This window comes from Guyparkeria sp. WRN-7 (assembly GCF_001641825.1).
Lineage (GTDB): Bacteria > Pseudomonadota > Gammaproteobacteria > Halothiobacillales > Halothiobacillaceae > Guyparkeria.
The window spans coordinates 32,974-57,760 of record NZ_LRFH01000001.1 but is presented as its reverse complement, the minus strand read 5'-3'; the positions used below and the strand labels follow the sequence as shown (position 1 = coordinate 57,760).

The following is a 24,787-nucleotide window of genomic DNA, read 5'->3' as shown; positions in this document are numbered from 1 at the left end:
TGATAGTGTGGGGCTTCCCCATGTGAAAGTAGGTCAACGCCAGGCTCCCCATTCCAAAAACCCCGTCTCGGCCCCGCCGGACGGGGTTTTTTTCATGCTCGTAGCCACCGCTTTCCGCGGTCGGTGGAAGAACGAGTCTGGCCGGTCCCAGATGCGAACGGATGTTCGGGTTCGTCCTGTAGGAATCGGCGTACAGACATCGTGGCTTAATCCTACGCCGATTGCCGAATTGCCTGATACCGGCCGGCATCGTGTCTGCCTATAGTGATCGCGCTGGTTCATCTCCAATCAGGTGGTCATGACTTTGTGGCGAAGCTGGGTTCGATTCGGGTTGTTTGTCGCGTCGCTAGTACCGACGGTGGCGGTCCATGCGGCGGCCATCGACCTTAACCGGGCCTCGGTTGACGAGTTTCGTGAGGGGCTGGGCGTGGGCCCGGTGCCGGCGGAGCGTATCGTGACGCATCGGGAAACGGTTGGCCGCTTCCGCTCAGTCGACGACCTGCGAGACGTCTGGGGAGTCAGCGAACGCATCATTCGGCGAATGATGCCGCATGTAACCGTGCGACCCTGAATTCACGTCTCCCCTCGGTGACTCGTTGCCCCGGCCATTGCCGGGGTTTTCTTTTTTCCGATCGGGCGGTGCGAATGGCGTGGGTGGGCATGACAATGGGGGCCGGGTGCGCGACAATGGCGCCCTTTCACACTCTTGATCCGCGGAATGGCCCACCATGAACCTGCATGAATATCAGGCCAAGTCACTACTGTCGGAATTTGGGATCGAGGTCCCGCCCAACCTGCTACTCAAGCAGGCGAGCGCCAAGCAGGTTGCTACCGCCTTGCCGAGTAGCGAGACCGGTCGCTGGGTGGTCAAGGCACAGGTCCACAGCGGCGCGCGTGGCAAGGCCGGTGGCGTCCGGCTGGTCGATTCCGGTGATGCCGTGGTCGAGGCGGCCGATGCACTGATCGGTACCCGGCTGGTCACCGGCCAGACCGGGCCGGCGGGCTTGCCGGTGGATGCCGTGCTCGTGGAGCCGGCCGCTACCATCGAACACGAGTACTACCTCGCCGTCACGGTCGATCGTGCCCTGCAACGGGTGGTCGTGATCGCCTCGCCGCAGGGCGGTATGGATATCGAGAGCGTGGCCGCCTCCAACCCCGAGGCGATCTTCCGCACGGTGGTCAACCCGACGGTGGGGCTCGCGGCTTACCAGGCACGCGATCTCGCCTTTGCCCTTGGCCTCGAAGGCACGCAGGTGAAGGCATTCGTCTCGCTGGCGCTCAAGCTTTACCGAGCCTTCATCGACCGCGATGCCGCATTGATCGAGATCAACCCGCTGGCACGGCTCGGCAACGGGGATCTTGGCATCGTCGACGCGAAGGTGTCTCTGGATGACAACGCCGGATACCGCCAGACGGAATGGTGGCAGCAGCGTGACGTCGCCCAGGAAGACCCGGCAGAGCGAAAGGCCATCGATCACGGACTCAATTACGTCTCGCTCGACGGCAATATCGCCTGCATGGTCAATGGCGCCGGTCTGGCGATGGCCACGATGGATCTGGTCCAGCACGCCGGCGGCATGCCGGCCAACTTCCTCGACGTTGGCGGCGGGACCTCCGCTGCCAAGGTCACCGAGGCGTTCAAGCTGATCCTCGAAAACGAACGCGTCGAGGCCATCCTGGTAAACATCTTCGGCGGCATCGTCCGTTGCGACCTGATTGCCGAGGGCATCATCGAGGCGGCCCGCGAGGTATCGCTCGACGTGCCGACCGTGGTGCGCCTGGCCGGTACCAACGCGGAAGAGGGGCGGCGTATGCTGGCCGACTCCGGTCTGGCTCTCACCGCCGAGGATGACCTTGCCGCCGCCGCCAAGCGGGCGGTGACACTCGCCAACAGCAGCCGGGAGGCGTCCTGATGAGCATTCTGGTCGACGAGTCCACCCGCGTGATCTGCCAGGGATTCACCGGCAAGCAGGGCACCTTTCATTCCGAACAGGCACTGGCCTACGGCACGCGCCTTGTCGGCGGGGTCACCCCGGGCAAGGGCGGTCAGACCCACCTGGGCCTGCCGGTGTTCGACACGGTCGCCGATGCGGTCCGCGAGACCGGGGCGACGGCGAGCATGATCTACGTGCCGGCACCGTTCGCGGCCGACTCGATCCTCGAGGCCGCGGCCGCCGGCATCGAGGTGATCGCCTGCATCACCGAGGGCATTCCCGTCGTCGACATGCTCAAGGTCAAGGCCGTGCTCGCACAGGATTATCCCGATGCCAGCCTGATCGGTCCGAACTGCCCGGGGCTGATCACGCCGGATGCCTGCAAGATCGGCATCATGCCGGGCGCCATCCACCAGAAAGGGCGTGTCGGCATCGTGTCGCGTTCCGGGACCCTGACCTACGAGGCGGTCGCGCAGACCACCGCGGAGGGGCTCGGTCAGAGCACCTGCGTCGGGATTGGCGGTGACCCGATTGGCGGGCTTGATTTCATGGACTGCCTGTCGCGCTTCGCCGACGATCCGCAGACCGAGCTGGTGCTGATGGTGGGCGAGATCGGTGGTGGGGCCGAGGAGGCCGCTGCCGAGTTCATTCGCCAAGGCTATCCGAAACCGGTGGTCGCCTACATCGCCGGGGCCACCGCACCATCGGGCAAGCGCATGGGGCACGCCGGCGCGGTCATCGCCGGTGGCAAGGGGACCGCTGCGGCCAAGTGCGACGCGCTGCGCGCCGCCGGTGTGCATGTGGTCGAAAGCCCGGCCGAGCTCGGCGTCACGGCCGCCCGCGTACTCAATGGCCAGTCCGAGGACCCAGGCGCATCGTGAGTGATCAGTTGAATCGTATCGAAGAGCGCGAGGTCGACGGCCTGCGCATTGCCCTTGCCCAGATCAATACCCGAGTCGGCGACAGCCGCGCCAATGCCGCGCGCGTGATCGAACTGGTCGAGCGCGCCCGCAAGGAGGTCGACGCCCGCCTGGTGGTGTTCCCCGAGCTGACGCTGTCCGGCTATCCGCCCGAAGATCTGCTGCTGCGACGCGATTTCGTCGACGCCTGCGAGGCCGAACTCGCCCACATTGCCGAGCAGGTGGGTGATACCGCGGTCCTGATCGGGACGCCGGGACGTGGGCCGGACGGTCATCTGCAGAACCAGGCGGTGCTGATCGACGGCGGGCGCATCGTCGCCCGCTATGCCAAGCAGGCGCTGCCCAATTACGGCGTGTTCGACGAGAAGCGCTATTTCCGCAAGGGCACCGAGACACTGGTTACGCATATCGACGGCGTGCCGGTGGGTGTCGTGATCTGCGAGGATGCCTGGCGCGAAGGCCCGATCGAGGCGACTGCCGCGGCCGGCGCCAGGGTGATCTGCGTGCTCAACGCCTCGCCGTTCCACCGGCAGAAGACCCGTGAGCGCGAGGCGCAGATCGCCGAGCGCGTCCATTCAAGCGGTTGTGCGGTCGTCTACGTCAATCTGGTCGGTGGTCAGGACGAGCTGGTGTTCGATGGTCGCTCGTTCGTCTCGTCGGCCTCCGGCAACCACATGCACTTGCCGGGCTTTGCCGAGGCCATCGGCTGGACCGAGGTGTCGTCGGCCGGCGAAATCCTGGCGCACGGGGCGAGTCACGAGTGGCAGCAGGGCGAGGCGGAGATCTACCGCGCTCTCACCACCGGCATCGCCGATTACGTGCGCAAGAACGGCTTTTCCGGCGTGGTACTGGGCCTGTCCGGCGGGATCGATTCCTCGCTGGTGCTGGCCCTGGCGGTGGATGCGCTCGGGGCCGACAATGTGCTCGCCGTGCGCATGCCGTCGCAGTACACCTCGCCGATGAGCCTCGAGGATGCCGAGCTCCAGTGCGAGGCGCTGGGCGTGCGCTGCGAGACGCTCTCGATCGAACCGATCTTCGGTCAGTTCAAGGAGACGCTCGGTCCCCTGTTCGCGGGCCTGGCCGAGGATGTCACCGAGGAGAACCTGCAGGCGCGGGCCCGTGGCGTGATCCTGATGGCGATGTCCAACAAGTTCGGCCGCCTGCTGCTGACCACCGGCAACAAGTCCGAGCTGGCCGTCGGCTACGCCACCCTCTACGGCGACATGGCCGGCGGCTTCGCGCCGATCAAGGACGTGCCCAAGACGGTGGTCTACCAGCTGGCGCGCTACCGCAATACCCTCGGCGGGACGGTGCGCCCGGAGCTGGCTGCCGTGCCCGAGCGGGTGATCACGCGCGAGCCGTCGGCCGAGTTGCGTGCCGACCAGCTCGATTCCGATTCGCTGCCGGCCTACGAGGACCTCGATCGCATCATCGAGGCCTTCGTCGAGGACGACTGCAGTATCGAGGAAATCGTGGCGATGGGACTGGACGAGGCGGTGGTGCGCCGCGTGGTCGGCATGATCCTGGTCAACGAGTACAAGCGCCGTCAGGCCCCGCCGGGCGTGCGGATCAGTCGGCGTGCCTTCGGCCGCGACCGCCGTTACCCGATCAGCTCGGGATTCCGGCCCGACAAGGCCGGCTCCTGACCCGGCCGGCGCCCGCTCGGGTGCCTCAGCCCAGATCGCCCCACTGGTACTGCAGCACCGCCACGCCGGTGATGGCGGCGGTCTCCGCGCGCAGGATGCGCGGACCGAGCGTCAGCGCGCGAAAGCCGTGCTCGACGGCCGTTTTCACCTCGTCGTCGGTCAGCCCGCCTTCCGGGCCGACCAATAGCGCGACGCCGTCCGGGCGCGGCTGGTCGCGCAGCTCGGTCAGCGGCCGTTCGGCGCGCGGATCGAGGACCAGTCGTACCGGTGCCTCGGTGGTGGCCACCGCCTCTTCCAGCGAGCGGATCGGGTCGATGACGGGCAGGGTATCGCGGCCGCACTGCTCGCAGGCATTGATCATGATCTGGCGCCAGCGGGCAATGCGCTTTTCGGCGCGCGCACCCTTCAGTTCCAGCACGCTGCGTTCGGTCTCTACCGGGGCAATGGTGGTCACGCCGAGCTCGACGGCCTTCTGGATCACCAATTCCATCTTCTCGCCCTTGGCCAGAGCGGCCAGCAACGTGATCGGCACCACCGATTCGGCCGGGCTCGCCTCGCTGCTCTCGACCTGCACGCGCGCCTCGCGCCGGGCGAGTGCCAGCTGGGCGCGTGCACGCCGACCGCGGCCGTTGAACAGCTCCAGCGGCTGGCCGTCCTTGAGCCGCAGCACGTTGCGCAGGTAGTTGACGGTCTCGGCCGGCAGGTCGATTTCCCGACCGGCCTCCAGTTCGTCGTCGACGAAGACCCGGCGGACGCGCATGTCGTTTTAGCTCACTGCCGCGTGGCTGGCGTCGTACGTGACCTCGAACACGTGCCGGTAGTCGTCCTCGTCGAGGACGTAGGGCGGCATCCAGTAGAGGGTGTTGCCCAGCGGGCGCAGCAGCAGTTCATGCTCCAGCGCGTACTGATAGGCACGCACGCCGCGGCGCTCCTCGGACGGGAACGGCTCGCCGGTCGCCGGATCGACCAGGTCCATCGCCGCGATCATGCCGGTGCGGCGCACGTTGGTGATGTGCGGCAGCTTGGCCAGCTCGGCCAGGTGGCGGTCCATGATCTCCTGCGCCTTGTGGTTGGCGTTGATCACGTCGTCACGTTCGAACAGGTCGAGCGTGGCGAGTGCCGCGGCGCAGGCGAGCGGGTTGCCGGTGAAGCTGTGGCTGTGCAGGAAGGCCCGCATGGTGTTGTAGTCGTCGTAGAACGCCTGGTAGACCGTGTCGCTGGTGAGCACGGCTGCCAGCGGCAGGTAGCCGGCAGTCAGCCCCTTGGACAGGCACATGAAGTCGGGCGTGATGTCGGCCTGCTCGCAGGCGAACAGCGTGCCGGTGCGACCGAAGCCCACCGCGATCTCGTCGGCGATCAGGTGGACGTCGAACTCGTCGCACAGCAGGCGCAGGCCGCGGATGTAGTCCGGGTGGTGCATCAGCATGCCCGCGGCGCATTGGACCAGCGGTTCGACGATCACCGCGGCGGTGCGGTCGGCCTGCTCTTCGAGGATCTTGCGCATGCCCTCGAGCGCCTCCGCCGCGCGCTCACGGCAGTCGCCGCGGTCCTGGCGGCAGGCCGGCGACGGCGCGGTCGCGGTGGCGCGCAGCAGCGGGCCGTAGGTGTCCTTGTACAGGCCGACGTCACCCACCGAGAGCGTGCCGAGGGTTTCGCCGTGATAGCTGTTGGCCACGGTGATGAATTCGCTCTTCTCGGGCTGGCCGCTGTTGCGCCAGTAGTGGTAGCTCATCTTCAGCGCTACCTCGACGCCGGACGAGCCGTTGTCGGCGTAGAAGGCGCGGTCGAGTCCCGAGGGGGTGATTTCCACCAGCCGTTCGGAAAGCTCGACCACCGGCCCGTGCGAGAAGCCGGCCAGGATGACGTGCTCGAGCTTGTCGAGCTGCGCCTTGATGCGGTCGTTGATGAACGGGTTGGCGTGGCCGAAGATGTTGACCCACCAGGAACTGATGATGTCGAGGTAGCGGCGTCCGTCGAAGTCGAACAGCCACGGACCCTCGCCGCGGTCGACGGGGACCAGCGGAATGGACTCGTGGTCCTTCATCTGTGTGCAGGGGTGCCAGAGGACGTTCAGGTCGCGGCGTTGCCAGTCCTGGTTGCGGGTCATGCCGGGCTCTCCTGGGAATTAGCGTTCGAGAATGGTTTCGTCGACTCGGCGACCGAAGTGTCGCCCGCCGCGCTCGGCCAGCGAGACGCGTACTCGGTCGCCGGGGTTCAGGTCGAGCACGCTCACCGCCGTGCCTTCGGGGCTTACCAGGCGGATGGTCTCGGCGTGCTGCAGGATGGCGGAGAAGCGGTTGCCGTTATCGTCGACCGCCTCGATCTGCACCATCGGCCGGCGCTCGATCTTGTTGCGGCCGACGGCGAGCGTGCGGGTGTGACCGTCGGCGCCGACGACCAGGGCCGGGTCGCCGCTGGCCATCTCGGCGAGATAGCGCACCCGGTCGCCGGGGGTCACGACGTAACCGTGGATCGCGCCGGCGTTGACGCGGAAGGGACGGGCGGCGCAGTGCGGGTTGTCGACGTTCTCGCTGTGGACGAGAAAGCGGGCGTGGTTGAAGCTGCCGATCAGCAGCCCCTCGCCGGGGTCGAGCTCGCCGATCAGGTCGAGACAACTGCGATCGCCCATGCCCACCGGGGTGATCGCGGTGATGCGGGCCTCGGTCAGGCGGGTCGGTGTGGGCTGGAGCTCGTCGAGCACGTCGCCGAGCGCCTCGATCGTCGGCATGTCGGCGTGGCGCAGCCAGATGCCGGCCACGCCCTGTTCCATGATGGTCAGGGCGAGCTTGGCCTGCTCGGCGGTGTCGACCACCTGGATCACGTCCACGCCGCGCGCGATCAGGTTCTCGGCGGGAATGATGGTCCACTCGGCCGGTTCGACCACGGCGAGCCGGTCGCGGCGGACCGTCTCCTCGTCACTCTCCTGCCGGATGCGGTAGCGCTCGAAGTCGCGGCCTTCCTGCAGGTCGCCGTTCGTGCCGACGCGTGGCAGGCCGGCGGTGTCGACCCCTTCCGCCAGTACCACGGCGGTGGCGCCGGCGTCAGCCGCGGCGCGGGCGTTCGCCGGGTCGGCCGGCTCGATCCAGATGTGCTTGTGCGGGGTCGAATCGCTCATGAGCCGCAGTATAACGTCTCGCCGGCAGGGCGCGGGCCGAGGCTCAATCGTCGATCAGGCCGGCGTCTTCGCACAGCCGGATCACCGGTCCCGAGCGGTTCATGGCGTAGAAGTGGATGCCCGGTGCGCCGGCGTCGACCAGCTGGCGACACAGCTCGGCGACCACGTCGTGGCCGAAGGCGCGCAGGCCCTCGAGGTCGTCGCCGAAGCCCTCCAGCCGCTTTCTCAGCCAGCGTGGTATGTCCGCACCGCACATGTCGGAGAAGCGTGCCAGCTGCTGGTAGTTGGTGATCGGCATCACGCCGGGGACGATCGGCACGTCGATGTTGAGCCGCTCGCAGTCGTCGAGAAAGCGCTTGTAGGCTTCGATCGAGTAGAAGTACTGCGTGATCGCGGCATCCGCGCCGGCCTCGACCTTGCGCTTGAAGTTAGCCAGATCCGTCTCGGCATCGGGTGCCTGCGGGTGGATCTCCGGGTAGGCGGCCACCTCGACGTGGAACCAGTCGCCGCTGTACTCGCGGATGAAGGCGACCAGCTCGTTGGCGTAGCGGAAGTCGCCCGGGTCCTGCATGCCGCTGGGCAGGTCGCCGCGCAGGGCGACGATGCGGCGGATGTCCTGCTCGCGGTAATCGTCGAGGATCGCCGCGATCCCCTCGCGTGATGAACCGATGCAGGACAGGTGCGGTGCGGCCGGGATGCCGGAGTCGCGCTGGATCTCGCGGACCGTCTCGAAGGTGCGCGTCTGGGTCGAGCCGCCGGCACCGAAGGTGACCGAGAAGTACTCGGGGCGGATTTCGCGGGCGAGCGTCTGGTAGACCTCGCGCAGCTTGGCCTCGCCCTCGTCGGACTTGGGCGGAAAGAATTCACAGGAAACCGGGATGGACATGATTTCTCCGGGAAATGAACGGTGGACCCGGGCATGACACCCGGGTCGACATGGCAGGCCGGATCAGCCGCGCCGAATCAGTATCGATACGCGTCCGGCTTGAACGGGCCTTCTGCCGGTACGCCCAGGTACTTGGCCTGGTCGTCGGTCATGCGCGTGAGCACGCCGCCGAAGCCTTCGACCATGTAGCGGGCAACCTCCTCGTCGAGCTGCTTGGGCAGTACCTCGACGCGCAGGGCACCTTGCTTTTTCTCGGCCGGCAGCTCGGCGAAGCGGTCCTGGTAGAGGTGGATCTGGGCGAGCACCTGGTTGGCGAACGAGCCGTCCATGATCCGGCTGGGGTGGCCGGTGGCGTTGCCGAGATTCACCAGACGGCCCTCGGAGAGCAGGATCAGGTAGTTCTCGCTGTCCGGATCGAATGCGCCGCCGGCGGTCGACTCGCGGTAGACCTTGTGCACCTGCGGCTTGATCTCTTCCCAGGCCCAGTTCTCGCGCATGTAGGCGGTGTCGATCTCGTTGTCGAAGTGCCCGATGTTGCAGACGACAGCGCCGTTCTTCAGCGCGCGCAGCATCGGTGCGTCGCAGACGTTGACGTTGCCGGTGGTGGTCACGATCAGGTCGATCTTGCCCAGGAGGCCAGCATCGATGCCGGCATCATCACCGGTGTTGATGCCGTCGCGATACGGCGAGACCACCTCGAAGCCGTCCATCGCGGCCTGCATGGCGCAGATTGGGTCGATCTCGCTCACCTTGACGATCATGCCTTCCTGGCGCAGCGAGGCGGCCGAGCCCTTGCCGACGTCGCCGTAGCCGACCACCAGTGCCTGCTTGCCGGAGAGCAGGTGGTCGGTGGCCCGCTTGATCGCATCGGAGAGCGAGTGGCGGCAGCCGTACTTGTTGTCGTTCTTCGACTTGGTGACCGCGTCGTTGACGTTGATCGCCGGGATCTTGAGCGAGCCCTCGGCCAGCATCTCCAGCAGGCGATGGACGCCGGTGGTGGTCTCCTCGGAGACGCCGTGGATGCCCTCGAGCAGGTTCGGGTACTTCTCGTGCATCAGGCCGGTGAGATCGCCGCCGTCGTCCAAAAGAAGATTCGGCGTCCAGGCATTGTCGGCATCGCCCGGTCCCTGGATGGTCTGCTCGACGCACCACCAGTACTCCTCCTCGGTCTCGCCCTTCCAGGCGAATACCGGGATGCCGGCCGCCGCGATGGCTGCCGCCGCCTGGTCCTGGGTGGAGAAGATGTTGCAGGAGGACCAGCGGACCTCGGCGCCCAGCGCGATCAGGGTTTCGATCAGCACCGCGGTCTGGATGGTCATGTGGATGCAGCCGGCAATGCGGGCGCCGGCGAGCGGCTGTTCGGCGCGGTACTTCTCGCGGATCTTGATCAATGCCGGCATCTCGCGCTCGGCGATCCGGATCTCGCGGCGACCCCAGTCGGCCAGATTGATGTCGGCGACCTTGTAGTCGTTGAAGGTGTGCGGCTTGGTTACGGCATTCATCGTGAGCGCGTCCTCGTCAATGTCTTTCGCATGGATCGACTTGAACGCGAGGGCGCGCTGCCGCTCTTGTCCAAGCCGAGACTTGAAAGCGAACCCGGTTCCGAACGGGAGGGGTTCTCAAGAGCGCCGTTGATCGGGTGGCCGGGGCGAATGCCTCGGCCGCCGCGTCCCGGCCGAGCCTGATCCGCGATGGGCGGATTGCAGCGCTCCTCGGTCGGGCGGGTGTCAGGTCGGGGATTATAACCGGCGATCCGGCCGACTGCACGGCCGGACCCGGTCGGGATCAGAGCCCGGCGTCGGCGCGCAGGGCCTCGGCCCGGTCGGTGCGCTCCCAGGCGAACTCCGGCTCCTCGCGGCCGAAATGCCCGCCCACCGCGGTCTTGCGGTAGATCGGGCGGACCAGGTCGAGCATCTGCAGGATACCGTAGGGGCGCAGGTCGAAGTGCTTGCGGACCAGCTCGGTGATCCGCTCGTCCGAGATGTGGCCGGTGCCGAAGGTGTCGACGCTGATCGAGGTCGGCTCGGCCACGCCGATGGCGTAGGAGATCTGGATCTCGCAGCGATCGGCGAGACCGGCGGCAACGATGTTCTTGGCCACGTAGCGCCCGGCATAGGCGGCCGAGCGGTCGACCTTGGAGGGGTCCTTGCCGGAGAAGGCGCCACCGCCATGGCGGGCCATGCCGCCGTAGGTGTCGACGATGATCTTGCGCCCGGTCAGACCGCAGTCGCCCACCGGTCCGCCGATGATGAACTGGCCGGTCGGGTTGATGTGGTACTTGGTCTCGGCGTCGAGCCATTCGGCCGGCAGGACCGGCTTGATGATCTCCTCCATCACCGCTTCCCGCAGCTCGGCCTGGCCGATGTCCGGGTTGTGCTGGGTGGAGAGCACGACCGCGTCGATTCCCGCCGGTACGCCGTCCTCGTAACGGAAGGTGACCTGCGATTTCGCATCCGGCCGCAGCCACGGCAGGGTGCCGGCCTCGCGCACCTCTGCCTGGCGCTGCACCAGCCGATGGGCGTAGGTGATCGGCGCGGGCATGAGCACGTCGGTCTCGTTGGTGGCGTAGCCGAACATCAGCCCCTGGTCGCCGGCCCCCTGTTCGGCGGCCACTTCGCGGTCGACGCCCTGGGCGATGTCGGAGGACTGCTTGCCGATCGCGTTGAGCACGCCGCAGGTGTGGCCGTCGAAACCCAGCTCCGAGCTGGTGTAGCCGATGTCGACGATCACCTCGCGCACCAGCTCGTCGACGTCCACCCACGCGGAGGTGGTGACCTCGCCGGCGAGCACCACGAAACCAGTCTTCACCAGCGCCTCGCAGGCCACCCGGGCCCGCGGATCCTGTTCGAGGATGGCGTCGAGGATCGCATCGCTGATCTGGTCGGCGATCTTGTCCGGATGGCCCTTGGAGACCGATTCGGAAGTGAACAGGTGGCGCTTCGGGTCGGTGGCGCTCATGGCGTGCAGGCCTCTCGCGTGCAGGATGGTGGAATCAGTGAAACGGTGCCGCCGGGCACGCTGGCGCGCCCGGCTGGGGCTGGATCATGGCACAGCTTTCGTCGAGGTTCAGTAGCCGTAGGTGCCCACCAGCAGCTCGGCATTGCCCGCGTAGTAGCGATTGGTCGCCGGGACGATGTCGGTCAGGCTCTGTTCCTCGAGGATCCGCTGACCTTCTTCGGTCTCGGGGAACGAGAGCAGCGCCTGCTGCAGTGCCTTGCGGGTGCGGTCGTTCACGTCCGGCGAGACCGAGAAGCCCAGAAACGGCAGCGGTTCGGTGGTTACTACCGGGTACAGCCCGGTATAGCCGCCGACTAGAGGGGTGGGGATCACGCCGGCGCGGGCCTTGCCTTCGAGGACGGCCGTGGCGACGTCACGGTTGGTCTGCTCGAATACCAGCGTCGGCTGCTGGACCGGATTCGGGAACAGCTGGTAGAGCACCAGCGCGCCCACCGACGGCGAGGGCTGGACAGCCACCCGCTTGTTCACCAGCTCCTTGGGCGAGAGCACCAGGTCGTCGTCGCGGGTGACCAGCGACTGGGTGACCTCGCCGTCGAAGCGCGCCACGACTTGCCAGTCCTGACGCTGCACCCGGAAGTCGGTAACCGGTGCGGCGTCGAGTGCGATGTCGAACTCCGAGCCGCCGCGCGTGGCCTCCCAGAAGGACAGGTAGTTGGGGAACAGTTTCAGTTCGACGGTCTGCCCGAGGCGCCGGCTCAGGTATTCGGCGACCGGTGTGTAGACCTCGCTCAGTTCGCTTTCGGGCAGGAACGGGGCGATCGCCATCTGCAGGGGTTCGGCGGCACGCGCTGGCAGTGCGGCGATCAGCAGGGCGACGGCGCCGACCAGGAGCGAGGCGAGGTGACGAAATCCGTTGGTGCGGGTGGCGGGCTTTTTTGGCTGGCCGGCGGGGATGGGTCGCGAGGGCGCGGTCATGAATGGGTTCTCCTGGTCCTTGGTCGTATCGTCATTCTTGTTTGTCCGGTCTGTCGCCGGCTTGTGGGCTGGTTCGCCCGATTCGGTGTTGTCCGCCCGGCGCCCGGCATAAACGCGTCGGGCAGGTGCCGGTCGGGTGGGCCGAAAATACCACAGGTCAACCGCGCGCGACGAGGCCCGGGGCTTGAGATACTGTCCGCCAAGCGTGCGACACTCTTGTTATCGATTCCATTTGACTCGAAGGAGGTTGTTTTCATGGCGCGCACGGAAACCCCAGTCTGTGATTTTGGTCGGCCTGCCGTCGATTTCGCCCTCCCGGACACCGAGGGTCGTATCTGGCGGCTGGCGGACGTCCGTGGCGAGAAGGGCACCCTGGTGATGTTCATCTGTAATCACTGCCCCTACGTCAAGGCGGTGCTGGATCGCATCGTCCGCGATGCCCGCGAGCTCAAGGATCTGGGCGTGAATACCGTCGCAATCATGTCGAACGACCCGAGCGACTATCCCGAGGACTCGCCCGAGAACATGAAGCGGGTCGCCGAGGCACACAAGTTCCCGTTTCCCTACCTTGTCGACGAGTCGCAGGCGGTGGCCAAGGCCTACGGTGCCGTCTGCACCCCCGACTTCTTCGGCTACAACGCCGATCTTGCGCTGCAGTACCGCGGCCGGCTGGATGCCTCGCGCAAGGAGGTCGAGCCGGACGCGCCGCGCGAGCTGTTCGAGGCGATGAAGCAGGTCGCCGAGACCGGTCGCGGCCCGGAAGAGCAGGTGCCCTCGATGGGCTGCTCGATCAAGTGGCGCGAGGGCTGAGCCGGCCCCGCCGAAGCCGCCTGCCAATCCGAACGCTTCGCCGCCCTAAGTGATTGATATCCGGGGTGGTTGCCTTGCGTGAGGGTTTTGGGGACAATGTCGCGCAACTTCCGCGCCTGCCTCGTGGCAAGGCGCCGACGGCTGCGTGCGCAATGCACACGGCGCCCAGAATCGCTTCTTTTTCAACCCTTTGGAGTGTTTTATGTCGACACGTAGAGAGCTTGCCAACGCGATTCGCGCGTTGAGCATGGACGCCGTACAGAAGGCGAATTCGGGTCACCCGGGCGCCCCCATGGGCATGGCGGACATCGCCGAGGTGCTGTGGAACGACTACATGCACCACAACCCGAAGAACCCGGAATGGCCGAACCGTGACCGCTTCGTTCTCTCCAACGGCCACGGCTCGATGCTGATCTACTCTCTGCTTCACCTGACCGGCTACGAGCTGCCGATGGAAGAGCTGAAGAACTTCCGTCAGCTGCACTCCAAGACCCCGGGTCACCCGGAGTACGGCTACACCCCGGGTGTCGAGACCACCACCGGTCCGCTCGGCCAGGGCATTACCAATGCCGTGGGCATGGCGATTGCCGAGAAGATGCTGGCCGGCCAGTTCAACAAGCCGGGCCACAAGGTCGTCGATCACTACACCTACTGCTTCCTGGGTGACGGCTGCCTGATGGAAGGCATTTCCCACGAGGCCTGCTCGCTGGCGGGCACCCTGGGTCTTGGCAAGCTGGTCGCCTTCTACGACGACAACGGCATCTCCATCGACGGTCACGTCGAGGGCTGGTTCACCGACGACACGCCGAAGCGCTTCGAGTCCTACGGCTGGCACGTGGTCAGCGACGTCGACGGCCATGACGCCGACGCCATCGATGCGGCCATCCGCGAGGCCCGTTCGGTCAACGACAAGCCGACCCTGATCTGCACCAAGACCGTCATCGGCTTCGGTGCGCCGAACCTCTGCGGCACCCACGACTGCCACGGCGCCGCTCTGGGCGATGCCGAAGTCAAGGCCACCCGCGAGAACATCGGCTGGAGCCACGAGCCGTTCGTCATCCCGGACGACGTCTACGCCGGCTGGGACGCCTCCGAGAAGGGTGCGAAGGCCGAGGCCGAGTGGAACGAGACCTTCGCTGCCTACGAGAAGGCCTTCCCGGCCGAAGCTGCCGAGCTCAAGCGTCGCCTCAACGGCGACCTGCCGGCCGACTTCAGCGACAAGATGGACGCGCTGATCAAGGAGATCGACGCCAAGGGCGAGAGCATCGCCTCGCGCAAGGCCTCGCAGGCCGTGATCACCGGTCTGGCCGACATGCTGCCGGAGCTGGTCGGCGGTTCGGCGGACCTCGCGCCGTCCAACCTGACCACCTGGAAGGGCTGCACCGCGCTGACCGCCACCGAGTCGGATGCCAACTACATCCACTACGGCGTGCGCGAGTTCGGCATGAGCGCCATCATGAACGGCATGGTGCTGCACGGCGGCCTGCTGCCGTATGCCGGCACCTTCCTGATGTTCTCGGAGTACGCCCGTAACGCGCTGCGCATGGCCGGCCTGATGAAGATCGGCTCGATCTTCGTCTACACCCACGACTCCATCGGGCTGGGCGAAGACGGCCCGACCCACCAGCCGGTCGAGCAGATCGGCACCATGCGCCTGATCCCGCGCATGCAGACCTGGCGTCCCTGCGACGCGGTCGAGACCGCGGTGGCCTGGAAGCGCGCGATCATCCGTCGCGACGCGCCGACCTCGCTGGTCTTCTCGCGTCAGGGCCTGCCGCACCAGGAGCGCACTGCCGAGCAGATCGCCAACATCGAGAAGGGCGGTTACATCCTGAAGGACTGCGACGGCACGCCGGACCTGATCCTGATCGCCACCGGCTCTGAAGTCGGCCTGGCGATGGACGCGGCCGAGAAGCTGTCGGACCAGAAGGTGCGCGTGGTTTCCATGCCGTGCGTCGAGGCCTTCGACGCCCAGGACGAGGCTTACCGCGAGTCCGTGCTGCCGAGCAGCGTGACCAAGCGCATGGCCATCGAGGCCGGCGTCACCCAGGGCTGGTACAAGTACGTCGGCTGCGACGGCAAGGTGTTCGGTCTGGACACCTTCGGCGAGTCCGCCCCGGCCGGCGACCTGTTCGAGTTCTTCGGCTTCACCGCCGATCGCGTCGCCGAGGAAGCCCGCAAGCTGGGCTGATCCGCGGTCGCGTCAACCGTTTCCGGGCGCATGTGAATCTCACGCATGCGCCCTGACTGATTTGCATCCACGTATCGATTAGGAGAAAACCCATGGCTATTCGTGTCGGTATCAACGGCTTCGGCCGCATTGGTCGCATGGTCTTCCGTGCCGCTGCTCAGGAGTTCCCGGAGCTGGAAATCGTCGGCATCAACGACCTGCTGGAGCCGGACTACCTGGCGTACATGCTCAAGTACGACTCCGTTCACGGCCGTTTCGACGGTGACGTGTCGGTCGAAGGCAACAACCTCGTGGTCAACGGCAAGAAGATCCGTCTGACTGCCGAGAAGGACCCCTCCCAGCTGAAGTGGGACGAGCTGGACGTCGACGTCGTGGTCGAGTCCACCGGCCTGTTCCTCACCGAGGAGACCTGCCAGAAGCACATCGACGCTGGCGCCAAGAAGGTTGTCCAGTCCGCGCCGTCCAAGGACGCCACCCCGATGTTCGTCTACGGCGTCAACCACAACGACTACGACGGTCAGAAGATCGTTTCCGCCGCGTCCTGCACCACCAACTGCCTGGCGCCGGTAGCGAAGGTCCTGAACGACAAGTTCGGCATCAAGCGTGGCCTGATGAGCACCGTTCACGCTGCCACCGCCACCCAGAAGACCGTTGACGGCCCGTCCCAGAAGGACTGGCGCGGCGGCCGCGGCATCCTGGAGAACATCATCCCGTCCTCCACCGGTGCGGCGAAGGCCGTGGGCAAGGTCCTGCCGGCCCTGAACGGCAAGCTGACCGGCATGGCGTTCCGCGTCCCGACCTCCGACGTTTCCGTGGTCGACCTGACCGCCGAGCTGGAGAAGGGCGCTTCGATGGACGACATCAAGGCGGCCATGAAGGAAGCCTCCGAGGGCGAGCTCAAGGGCGTCATGGGTTACACCGAGGAGCCGGTCGTTTCCACCGACTTCCGCGGCAACCCGCAGCCGTCCGTCTTTGATGCCAAGGCCGGCATCGCCCTGGACGACACCTTCGTCAAGGTCGTCGCCTGGTACGACAACGAGTTCGGTTACACCTGCAACATGCTGCGCGTCGTGCAGCACGTCGGCAAGTAACCACGACGATAACGGGTGGGGGTTTTCCTCACCCGTTTTTCTTCGACGGCCAACCGTTGAAGGAAAGCCGTAAGGATTGGTGACCAGCAGGGTCCCCAGCCCTTACCGCTTTCATTTCTACCTGTCTCATTGAGGAGCTATTCATGGCTAACGTCATCCGCATGACTGATCTCGATCTTGCCGGCAAGCGCGTGCTGATCCGCGCCGACCTGAACGTGCCGGTCAAGGACGGCAAGGTCACTTCCGATGCCCGCATCACCGCGTCGCTGTCGACCATCAAGGCCGCGCTCGACCAGGGCGCCAAGGTCATGGTGACCTCGCACCTGGGTCGCCCGACCGAGGGCGAATTCTCCGAGGGCGATTCGCTTGCCCCGGTCGCCAAGGACCTGGGCGACAAGCTCGGCCGTGAAGTCCGCCTGGTGCGCGACTACCTGGGCAAGGACGTCGAGGTCGGCGAGGGTGAAGTCGTCATGCTGGAGAACGTCCGCTTCAACGCCGGCGAGAAGAAAAACGACGAGGCGCTGTCGAAGCAGTATGCCGCCTTGTGCGACGTGTTCGTCATGGATGCCTTCGGCACCGCCCACCGCGCCCAGGCCTCCACCCATGGCGTGGGCCGGTTCGCTCCGGTTGCCTGTGCCGGCACCCTGCTGACCGAAGAGCTCGAGGCGCTGACCAAGGCGCTGGCCAACCCGGCCCGCCCGATGGTCGCGATCGTTGGCGGCTCCAAGGTTTCCACCAAGCTGACCGTCCTCGAGGCGCTGGCTGCCAAGGTCGACCAGCTGATCGTCGGTGGCGGCATCGCGAACACCTTCGTCAAGGCCGCCGGTCACGGCGTTGGCAACTCGCTGTGCGAGGACGACCTGGTCCCGACCGCGAAGGCGCTGATGGACAAGCTCAAGAGCAATGGCGCCAGCATCCCGATGCCGACCGACGTGGTCGTCGGCAAGAAGTTCGACGAGAACGAGCCGGCCGTGCTCAAGCGTGTCGAGGACGTCGCCGACGACGACATGATCTTCGACATCGGCCCGGAGAGCGCCGAGGAGCTGGCCAAGATCATCGAGAACGCCGGTACCGTCGTCTGGAACGGCCCGGTCGGCGTATTCGAGTTCGACCAGTTCGGTGACGGCACCAAGCGTCTCTCCCAGGCGATCGCCGACACCAAGGCGTTCACCCTGGCCGGCGGCGGCGACACCATCGCGGCGATCCAGAAGTACGACATCTACGACAAGGTCAGCTACATCTCGACCGCCGGCGGTGCGTTCCTCGAGTTCCTGGAAGGCAAGACCCTGCCGGCCGTGGCGATGCTCGAAGAGCGCGCGAAGGGCTGATGACCATGCACGCATCCGAGTCCACCGAGCACCTCCCCGCCCAGCGCCGCACGAAAATCGTCGCGACGCTGGGGCCGGCGAGTGACGACCTGGCCACGATTACCGAGCTGGTCCGTGCCGGCATCGACGTCGTGCGCCTCAACTTCTCCCATGGCAAGGCCGCCGACCACCAGCGTCGCGCGGACCTGGTGCGCGAGGCCGCTGCTGCCGAAGGGCGCTACGTCGCCGTTCTGGGTGACCTGCAGGGGCCGAAGATCCGCATCGACCGTTTCAAGGACGGCAAGGTGGAGCTCGAAAAGGGCGCGCCGTTCACCCTTGATGCCGACCTCGATCCGGACAGCGGTGACGAGACCAAGGTCGGGATCACCTACAAGGCGCTGGTCTCCGACTCGCGCCCGGGTGACATCCTGCTGCTCGACGACGGCCGCATCGTCCTCAAGGTCGACAAGGTCCAGGGCAACCAGGTCCACACCACGGTCACCGTTGGCGGCATGCTGTCCAACAACAAGGGCATCAACCGCCAGGGCGGCGGCCTGTCCGCACCGGCGATCACCGAGAAGGACCGTGCCGACATCAAGTCGGCCGCCCAGATCGGTGTCGACTACATCGCGGTCTCCTTCCCGCGTTCGGGCGAGGACATCCACGAGGCACGTCGTCTGCTTCAGGAAGCCGGTTGCCGCGCGCACATCGTCTCGAAGATCGAGCGGGCCGAGGCGGTCGACTGCATTCGCGAGATCACCCAGGCCAGTGATGCGATCATGATCGCCCGCGGCGACCTGGGCGTGGAGATCGGCGATGCCGAACTGCCGGCCGTGCAGAAGGCCTTCATCCAGATTGCCAAGGAGCTCAACCGTCCCGTCATCACCGCGACCCAGATGATGGAGACCATGATCGACAACCCGATCCCGACCCGGGCCGAGGTGTTCGACGTGGCCAACGCGGTGCTCGACGGCACGGACGCGGTGATGCTCTCGGCGGAGACTGCGGCGGGCAAGTACCCGGTGCGCGTGGTCGAGACCATGTCGCGGGTCTGTCATCGGGCCGAGTACCAGATCGAGTCGAAGAAGAGTGCGCCGCCGCTGGACGTGCCCTTCGAGCGGATCGACCAGGCGGTCGCGTACTCCGCGATCTACACGGCCAACCACCTCTCGGTCGCGGCGATCGTCGCCCTGTCCGAGTCGGGTGCCACGCCGCTGTGGATGTCGCGCGTCGATACCGACATCCCGATCTACACCTTCACCCGTGCCGAGGAGACCGCGCGTCGCGTCAGTCTCTACCGCGGCGTGCAGGCGGTCCACTTCCCGGTGCCGTCGACCGACCATGCGGAGGTCAACCGCATGATCATCGACAGCCTGCAGCAGATGGAGACGCTCGATGAAGGTGATCTGGTCATCATCACCAAGGGTGACCTGATGGGCCAGATGGGTGGCACCAACGCGATGAAGATCGTGCGTGTCGGGGACGTGATTTCCGTCGACTGACGAAATCTCGTCGCGAATGGCGCGATTTGGCATATCCAGGTGCGCTGGGTATGCTGTCGCGCTGATCGAATTTTCGGTTTCCGGGTCGAAGCGGCCGGGGGACCAGTGCAGTTTCGCAACTACGTTTCAACTTGAGGAGAGGCACTATGGCGCTCATTTCGCTTCGCCAGCTGCTGGATCATGCCGCTGAAAACAGCTACGGCATGCCGGCGTTCAACGTCAACAACATGGAGCAGATCCACGCGATCATGCAGGCCGCCGACGAAGTCGACAGCCCGGTGATCCTGCAGGGCTCCGCCGGTGCTCGCAAGTACGCGGGCGAGCCGTTCCTGCGCCACCTCGTCGAGGCGGCCACCGAGATGTACCCGCACATCCCGATCGTCATGCACCAGGACCACGGTTCGGATCCGGGCGTCTGCCTGCGTGCGATCCAGTCGGGCTTCTCCTCGGTCATGATGGACGGCTCCCTGCTGCCGGACATGAAGACCCCGTCCGACTACGAGTACAACGTCAACGTCACCGCCAAGGTCACCGAGATGGCGCACGCCGGCGGTGTTTCCGTCGAGGGTGAGCTGGGCTGCCTCGGCTCGCTGGAAACCGGCGAGATGGGCGAGGAAGACGGCCACGGCGCGGAAGGCAAGCTGGACATGGACATGCTGCTGACCGATCCGGAAGAAGCAGCCGACTTCGTCAAGAAGACCGACTGTGACGCCCTGGCGATCGCCATCGGCACCAGCCACGGCGCGTACAAGTTCACCCAGAAGCCGACCGGCCAGATCCTGCGCATCGACCGCGTCAAGGAGATCCACCAGCGGATCCCGGACACCCACTTGGTCATGCACGGTTCCTCCTCCGTTCCGGAAGAGTGGCTCGAGATCATCAACAACTACGGCGGCGACATGGGTCAGACCTACGGCGTGCCGGTTGAAGAGATCGTCGAGGGCATCAAGCACGGCGTTCGCAAGGTCAACATCGACACCGACCTGCGCATGGCGTCCACCGGTGCAGTGCGCAAGCACCTCGAAGAGAACAAGTCGAACTTCGATCCGCGCAAGTTCCTGAAAGAGGCGACCGCCGGCATGCAGGCCATCTGCAAGGCACGCTTCGAGGCCTTCGGTTCGGCCGGCATGGCTTCCAAGATCCGTCCGATCTCTCTGGAAGAGATGTACAAGCGTTACGAGTCCGGCAGCCTGAAGCAGAAGATCCGCTAAGCAGGCCCGATTGCTGCCGGTCCGGCCGGCAGTCTGTCGCGACTTTGAAGACCCCGCCTTACGGCGGGGTTTTTTTGTGCCCGTCGGGCATAGGCGGAGAGCGGCAAATGCGTGATAATCGACCGGATGGAAGCACGCGGAAACAAGGACGTATCCATGCCGCAACCGCCGCTGAATGCGCGGCGGCCGGGGCTTCGTGGCGTCTGGCTGATGGTGCTGGCCGGCTGGTTGGCGCTGGGTATCTTTGGCGCGCTGGCGATCGAGGAGGAATACGAGCAGGTGGTGGCGGATCGGGCCGACCGCCTGCTCGAGACCACCGACTACGCGCTTGAGAGCCGTCAGGCCGAGCTGGCGCGGATCGCCCGGATTCTCGCCCGGGACGAGCGTGTGCGCGAGATTCTTTCCCGCGCCCGACCGATGGTCGTCCTTGAGGGCGGCGGTGGAGGCGGCGAGGAGGCGGCCGAGCTCCGGCGGGAGCTGGCTCATGCGGTCACCCCGATCGCCACCGAGCTGATCTATGGCGAAGACCGGGTGCTGCAGTTCCATCTGGGGCCCGAGGCGGTCAGTTTCCTGCGTGTGCATGCCCCGGAGCGGTTCGGCGACGAGCTGGCATCCCTCCGGCCCCTGCTGGCGCGGGTTTATCGCAGCGGCGAGGGCGCGGTCGGCTTCGAGGTCGGTCGGGTCTATTCCGGGTTCCGGGCGGTCGAGCCGGTCTGGGCACCCAACCCCGGTGGCTCCAGCCGCGTCGTTGGCACCGTCGAGGTGGGGACCGGCATCACCCCGATCGACCGCTACCTGTCCTCGAGCCGCGATGCGAGAGCCGCGCTGCTGCTGCCTGCCGATCTGGCCGAAGCGAACATCTGGGCGGAAATGCGCGAGGAGCGCAACATGGCCCCGATAGGCAGCGGGGCGTACTACCTCGACGGCCCGGCCGTCGATCATCCGGGGCTGGAGGCGGCACTGGGCCTGGTCGACAGCAGCCCGCCGGCACGATGGCGATTTACTGCCGATGGCGTGCACTGGCTGGCGGTCTCACGATCGGTGCCGCTGGTCGAGCAGGGAGACGGGGTGCCGGCCCGGCTGCTGGCGGTCGAGTCGATCAACGATCTGTACACCGCCATGCAGCAGCGCCTGGTGACCCTGGCAACGGCCGTCATCGTCGCGATCGCCCTGACCTCGCTGGCCCTGTGGCTGCTTTCGCGCTGGCAGGGCACGCGCTGGATGGTGGTGGTCGACCAGGCCGAAGCCGAGCGGGATGCGTTGTTCGAGCTGAGCCCGCAGCCGCTGGAGCTCACCGATATGCAGGGGCGGTCCCTGCTGACCAACGAGGCGTTCCGGCGCACCTTCGGGCCGCGGGATGCCGAGGCGCCGCTGGGCTGGAGCGTGCGCGGGCTGTCGGGCCTGCAGCTGGAGGCGTTCGAGCGGGCCATCGCCCGCGGTGAACGCTGGAATGGTGCCTTGAAACTGCCGGCGCTGTATGGCGAAGCCGGCTGGTTCCGGGTGCAGGTAGTGCCGATCCGCGGCGAGGCCGGTGGCCCGGCCCGCCTGTGGTGGTTCTTCCAGGATGTTGATCGCGAACGGCGGGCGGCGGCCGTGGCCCAGGCCGAGCGTGACCGGCTCGACGCGTTTCTCGCCGCGAGCCCGGCGGTGATCTACACCTACCTTGCCGATGTGCCGGACCGGCTCGAATACGTCAGTGCCAATATCGAGGAAATCCTCGGTTACCAGCCGGATGCGCTGATCGACGGGCCAGACTGGTGGGAGCAGACCCTGCACCCCGCCGATCGCGAGCGCGCGATGGCCGAGGCGGACTTCTCCCGGTGGCATAACGATCGCAAGCGCAGCCGGTACCGATTGCTACGCCCGGACGGCAGCGCGCTCTGGGTGACGGATCACGCCCGCTTGCTGCGTGACGAGGCCGGTCGTCCCGAGCGCGTGGTCGGGGCGTTGATCGACTCGCGCGAGACGGTCACGCTGGAGTCCCGTCTGGCCGAGAGCGAGCGCCTCTACCGCTCCATCGTCGAGGGGGTCGAGGACGCGATCTTCCTGGTGCGGGTCGAGGCCGATGGCGGATTCCGCTTTCTCGCCAGCAACCCGGCGCACGAGCGCACCACCGGTCTGGCGCGCGAATCGTTGGTTGGCGCCACCCCCGAGGACGTGCTGTCGGCCGACAACGCCCGTCACGTGGTCACCCAGTACCGGCGCTGTCTCGAGGCCGCTGCGCCGATCCGCTACCGGGAGACCCTCGATCTGCCTGCCGGGCGCTCGGAGTGGCGGACCACGCTGACGCCGATTCGCGACGAGTCGGGCCGTTTCAGCCTGATCGCCGGCGTGGCGGTGCGTGTCGGCCCGGAAGACTGATCGCGGATCAACTCGCGACGACGCGAGCCGGCCTTCCAGGTTGCCTGCGAGGTTTGCATCGCCCCGAGGCATCGACCATCATCCCGGACCGCCATCGAAAGACCTTCTTGCCTCATGCCGCCTGTTGCCCCGAAAACGTCACCTTTCGCCACCACGCAACCGGTGATCTCCGCACGCGGTCTGCTCAAGTGCTTCGGCGAGCTGCGTGCCGTGGATGACGTCTCCTTCGACATCCCTGCCGGCCGCTGCTTCGGCTTTCTCGGTCCCAACGGGGCGGGCAAGACGACCACGCTCAAGATGTTGATGGGGCTGGCGGACTTCGATGCCGGCGAGTTGTCCGTTCTCGGTCATGCGCTTCCGGCGGAGGCCCGGGCGATCCGCGCCCGCGTCGGTCTGGTGCCGCAAGGCGACAATCTCGACCCGGATTTCACCGTGCGCGAGAACCTGTTCATGTACGCCCGCTTTTTCGGTCTGGCCCGTCACGAGGTGGCCGCGCGCGTCGATCGGCTGCTCGAATTCGCCAACCTCACCCACAAGGCCGATGCCCGGGTCGACCAGCTGAGTGGCGGCATGCAGCGGCGGCTGACCATCGCCCGGGCGCTGGTGAACGACCCCGAGGTGGTGGTCCTCGACGAACCCACTTCCGGCCTCGACCCGCAGGTGCGCCACGTCATCTGGGGGCGCCTGGCCGAGCTGCGCGCCCGCGGCGTGACCCTGGTGTTGACCACCCACTACATGGAAGAGGCCGAGCGGCTCTGCGACGAGCTGGTGGTGATGGATCATGGCCGCATCCTCGACCAGGGCTCGCCCGGGCAGCTGATCCAACGACACGTCGAGCCCGACGTGATTGAGCTGCGCGGCTCGGTGAGCGACGGGGTGTTCGCGACGTTGACTTCAATGGCGCTGCGGGTCGAACGACATGGCACGGCCGTCTACGTCTACACCAGTGCGCCGGCGCCGATCCTCGATTTCCTCGGTCAGCCCGACGGCCTGACCGTCATCCACCGTCGCGCCGGGCTGGAGGACGTGTTCCTGCACCTCACCGGCCGGGAGCTGCGCGAATGAAACGCTCGATCTGGCAACTGCCGCGGGCAAGATCGGCGGCCTTCGCGGTGTTCGCCCGCAACTTCCTGGTCTGGCGCAAGCTGCTCGGCCCGGCGATCGTGCTCAATTTCGGCGAGCCGGTGATCTACCTGCTGGGCCTGGGTATCGGTCTCGGCGCCCTGGTCGGCGATATCGGCGGGCTGCCGTATCTGGTGTTCCTGGCCTCGGGCATCGTCGCCTCCTCGGCGATGATCTCGGTGAGCTTCGAGGGCATGTACTCGGTGTACACGCGGATGGTGCCGCAGAAGACCTTCGACGCCATCATGGCCACCCCGCTGGATATCGACGACATCATCCTCGGCGAGACGATCTGGGCGGCGTTCAAGGGGCTGCTGAGTGCGGTGGCGATCCTGATCGTCGCCGCGCTGCTCGGCGCGGTGCCGGGCGGCTGGGCCGCGCTGTGGGCGCTGCCGGTGGTGTTCCTGCTCGGTCTGGCGTTCGCCGGGCCGGCGATCATCATGACCGCCATCGCCGACAACTACGACTTCTTCAACTACTATTTCGTACTGGTGGTCACGCCGATGTTCATGCTCTCCGGCGTGTTCTTTCCGATCGAGACCCTGCCCGAGTGGATGCAGACGGCCGTCCTGCTGTTGCCGCTGACCCATGCCATCGAGGTGATTCGCCCGCTGATCGTCGGCGAGCCCGTCGAGCATCTGCTCGTGCATCTGGCCGTGCTGGCCGGCTTTGCCGTCGTCGCCTACTACGTCGCCGTGGCGTTGGTGCGCCGGCGGCTGTGGGACTAAGGCCGAGAGGCTGGAGACAGGAAAGCAGAC

19 protein-coding genes and 1 riboswitch are annotated in these 24,787 nt (G+C 66.4%); of the genes, 12 read left to right on the top strand and 7 right to left on the bottom strand.

The window, feature by feature from the left end; genetic code table 11:
- Positions 1-728: 728 nt before the first annotated feature.
- From sucC to AWR35_RS00255, 3 genes are read left to right on the top strand one after another with little or no spacing between them, the layout of a single operon-like run.
- The gene (gene sucC / locus AWR35_RS00265) at positions 729-1,913 is read left to right on the top strand and encodes an ADP-forming succinate--CoA ligase subunit beta (protein ID WP_058573960.1); all 1,185 of its coding nucleotides are present in this window, start codon (positions 729-731) and stop codon (positions 1,911-1,913) included.
- Positions 1,913-2,815: a succinate--CoA ligase subunit alpha gene (gene sucD / locus AWR35_RS00260; RefSeq protein WP_058573959.1), complete on the top strand. Its 903-nt coding sequence runs from the start codon at positions 1,913-1,915 to the stop codon at positions 2,813-2,815. The genes sucC and sucD overlap by 1 nt, the downstream gene beginning before the upstream one ends.
- The gene (locus AWR35_RS00255; protein WP_231723528.1) at positions 2,812-4,500 is read left to right on the top strand and encodes an NAD+ synthase; all 1,689 of its coding nucleotides are present in this window, start codon (positions 2,812-2,814) and stop codon (positions 4,498-4,500) included. Before sucD ends, AWR35_RS00255 begins: the two co-directional genes overlap by 4 nt.
- 25 nt (positions 4,501-4,525) lie before the next feature.
- Here the strand turns inward: AWR35_RS00255 and AWR35_RS00250 are convergent, their stop codons facing one another.
- From AWR35_RS00250 to AWR35_RS00220, 7 genes are all read right to left on the bottom strand, one after another.
- Positions 4,526-5,260, bottom strand: a complete 735-nt coding sequence (locus tag AWR35_RS00250) for a 16S rRNA (uracil(1498)-N(3))-methyltransferase (protein ID WP_058573958.1) — start codon at positions 5,258-5,260, stop codon at positions 4,526-4,528.
- Positions 5,261-5,266: 6 nt separating this feature from the next.
- Positions 5,267-6,607 carry an adenosylmethionine--8-amino-7-oxononanoate transaminase gene (locus AWR35_RS00245; protein WP_058573957.1) on the bottom strand — a complete coding sequence of 447 codons (1,341 nt, stop codon included), beginning with the start codon at positions 6,605-6,607 and terminating at the stop codon, positions 5,267-5,269.
- 18 nt (positions 6,608-6,625) lie between these two features.
- Positions 6,626-7,615, bottom strand: coding sequence for a 3-dehydroquinate synthase II (locus AWR35_RS00240; RefSeq protein WP_058573956.1), 990 nt, complete (start codon positions 7,613-7,615; stop codon positions 6,626-6,628).
- Positions 7,616-7,658: 43 nt separating this feature from the next.
- On the bottom strand, positions 7,659-8,501 hold the full coding sequence (gene metF / locus AWR35_RS00235) for a methylenetetrahydrofolate reductase [NAD(P)H] (protein ID WP_058573955.1): 843 nt from the start codon (positions 8,499-8,501) through the stop codon (positions 7,659-7,661).
- 77 nt (positions 8,502-8,578) lie between these two features.
- A complete protein-coding gene (gene ahcY, locus AWR35_RS00230) occupies positions 8,579-10,003 on the bottom strand; it encodes an adenosylhomocysteinase (RefSeq protein ID WP_058573954.1) in 1,425 nt (474 codons plus the stop codon).
- Positions 10,004-10,117: 114 nt separating this feature from the next.
- Positions 10,118-10,221: riboswitch (S-adenosyl-L-homocysteine riboswitch) on the bottom strand.
- 65 nt (positions 10,222-10,286) lie between these two features.
- Positions 10,287-11,459 (bottom strand): methionine adenosyltransferase, encoded by a 1,173-nt coding sequence (gene metK / locus AWR35_RS00225; protein WP_058573953.1) that lies wholly within the window; start codon positions 11,457-11,459, stop codon positions 10,287-10,289.
- 108 nt (positions 11,460-11,567) lie between these two features.
- Entirely contained in the window at positions 11,568-12,434 is an 867-nt protein-coding gene (locus AWR35_RS00220) for a PhnD/SsuA/transferrin family substrate-binding protein (RefSeq protein ID WP_058573952.1), read from the bottom strand.
- Positions 12,435-12,689: 255 nt separating this feature from the next.
- On the opposite strand from AWR35_RS00220, the gene AWR35_RS00215 reads away from it, so the two are divergent.
- The 9 genes from AWR35_RS00215 (at position 12,690) to AWR35_RS00175 (ending at position 24,757) form a co-directional block, all read left to right on the top strand.
- The gene (locus AWR35_RS00215; protein WP_058573951.1) at positions 12,690-13,244 is read left to right on the top strand and encodes a thioredoxin family protein; all 555 of its coding nucleotides are present in this window, start codon (positions 12,690-12,692) and stop codon (positions 13,242-13,244) included.
- 202 nt (positions 13,245-13,446) lie between these two features.
- The gene (tkt, locus tag AWR35_RS00210; protein ID WP_058573950.1) at positions 13,447-15,435 is read left to right on the top strand and encodes a transketolase; all 1,989 of its coding nucleotides are present in this window, start codon (positions 13,447-13,449) and stop codon (positions 15,433-15,435) included.
- Positions 15,436-15,527: 92 nt separating this feature from the next.
- Positions 15,528-16,526, top strand: coding sequence for a type I glyceraldehyde-3-phosphate dehydrogenase (gene gap / locus AWR35_RS00205; RefSeq protein ID WP_058573949.1), 999 nt, complete (start codon positions 15,528-15,530; stop codon positions 16,524-16,526).
- 143 nt (positions 16,527-16,669) lie between these two features.
- Positions 16,670-17,854, top strand: a complete 1,185-nt coding sequence (locus AWR35_RS00200) for a phosphoglycerate kinase (RefSeq protein WP_058573948.1) — start codon at positions 16,670-16,672, stop codon at positions 17,852-17,854.
- A 5-nt stretch (positions 17,855-17,859) separates the two neighbouring features.
- Positions 17,860-19,335 (top strand): pyruvate kinase, encoded by a 1,476-nt coding sequence (gene pyk, locus AWR35_RS00195; RefSeq protein ID WP_058573967.1) that lies wholly within the window; start codon positions 17,860-17,862, stop codon positions 19,333-19,335.
- Between the two features lie 146 nt (positions 19,336-19,481).
- Complete coding sequence (gene fba / locus AWR35_RS00190; RefSeq protein WP_058573947.1) at positions 19,482-20,546, top strand: class II fructose-bisphosphate aldolase; 1,065 nt, start codon at positions 19,482-19,484, stop codon at positions 20,544-20,546.
- Positions 20,547-20,702: 156 nt separating this feature from the next.
- Positions 20,703-22,907: a PAS domain S-box protein gene (locus tag AWR35_RS00185; RefSeq protein ID WP_058573946.1), complete on the top strand. Its 2,205-nt coding sequence runs from the start codon at positions 20,703-20,705 to the stop codon at positions 22,905-22,907.
- A gap of 162 nt (positions 22,908-23,069) precedes the next feature.
- Positions 23,070-23,972 (top strand): ATP-binding cassette domain-containing protein, encoded by a 903-nt coding sequence (locus AWR35_RS00180; protein WP_231723527.1) that lies wholly within the window; start codon positions 23,070-23,072, stop codon positions 23,970-23,972.
- Positions 23,969-24,757, top strand: a complete 789-nt coding sequence (locus AWR35_RS00175) for an ABC transporter permease (protein WP_058573944.1) — start codon at positions 23,969-23,971, stop codon at positions 24,755-24,757. The genes AWR35_RS00180 and AWR35_RS00175 overlap by 4 nt, the downstream gene beginning before the upstream one ends.
- Positions 24,758-24,787 lie beyond the last annotated feature (30 nt).

Coding starts and splice junctions, on each gene's coding strand:
- sucC (WP_058573960.1), top strand. CDS start 729: ATGAACCTGCATGAATATCAGGCCAAGTCACTACTGTCGGAATTTGGG.
- sucD (WP_058573959.1), top strand. CDS start 1,913: ATGAGCATTCTGGTCGACGAGTCCACCCGCGTGATCTGCCAGGGATTC.
- AWR35_RS00250 (WP_058573958.1), bottom strand. CDS start 5,260: ATGCGCGTCCGCCGGGTCTTCGTCGACGACGAACTGGAGGCCGGTCGG.
- AWR35_RS00245 (WP_058573957.1), bottom strand. CDS start 6,607: ATGACCCGCAACCAGGACTGGCAACGCCGCGACCTGAACGTCCTCTGG.
- AWR35_RS00240 (WP_058573956.1), bottom strand. CDS start 7,615: ATGAGCGATTCGACCCCGCACAAGCACATCTGGATCGAGCCGGCCGAC.
- metF (WP_058573955.1), bottom strand. CDS start 8,501: ATGTCCATCCCGGTTTCCTGTGAATTCTTTCCGCCCAAGTCCGACGAG.
- ahcY (WP_058573954.1), bottom strand. CDS start 10,003: ATGAATGCCGTAACCAAGCCGCACACCTTCAACGACTACAAGGTCGCC.
- metK (WP_058573953.1), bottom strand. CDS start 11,459: ATGAGCGCCACCGACCCGAAGCGCCACCTGTTCACTTCCGAATCGGTC.
- AWR35_RS00220 (WP_058573952.1), bottom strand. CDS start 12,434: ATGACCGCGCCCTCGCGACCCATCCCCGCCGGCCAGCCAAAAAAGCCC.
- AWR35_RS00215 (WP_058573951.1), top strand. CDS start 12,690: ATGGCGCGCACGGAAACCCCAGTCTGTGATTTTGGTCGGCCTGCCGTC.
- tkt (WP_058573950.1), top strand. CDS start 13,447: ATGTCGACACGTAGAGAGCTTGCCAACGCGATTCGCGCGTTGAGCATG.
- gap (WP_058573949.1), top strand. CDS start 15,528: ATGGCTATTCGTGTCGGTATCAACGGCTTCGGCCGCATTGGTCGCATG.
- AWR35_RS00200 (WP_058573948.1), top strand. CDS start 16,670: ATGGCTAACGTCATCCGCATGACTGATCTCGATCTTGCCGGCAAGCGC.
- pyk (WP_058573967.1), top strand. CDS start 17,860: ATGCACGCATCCGAGTCCACCGAGCACCTCCCCGCCCAGCGCCGCACG.
- fba (WP_058573947.1), top strand. CDS start 19,482: ATGGCGCTCATTTCGCTTCGCCAGCTGCTGGATCATGCCGCTGAAAAC.
- AWR35_RS00185 (WP_058573946.1), top strand. CDS start 20,703: ATGCCGCAACCGCCGCTGAATGCGCGGCGGCCGGGGCTTCGTGGCGTC.
- AWR35_RS00175 (WP_058573944.1), top strand. CDS start 23,969: ATGAAACGCTCGATCTGGCAACTGCCGCGGGCAAGATCGGCGGCCTTC.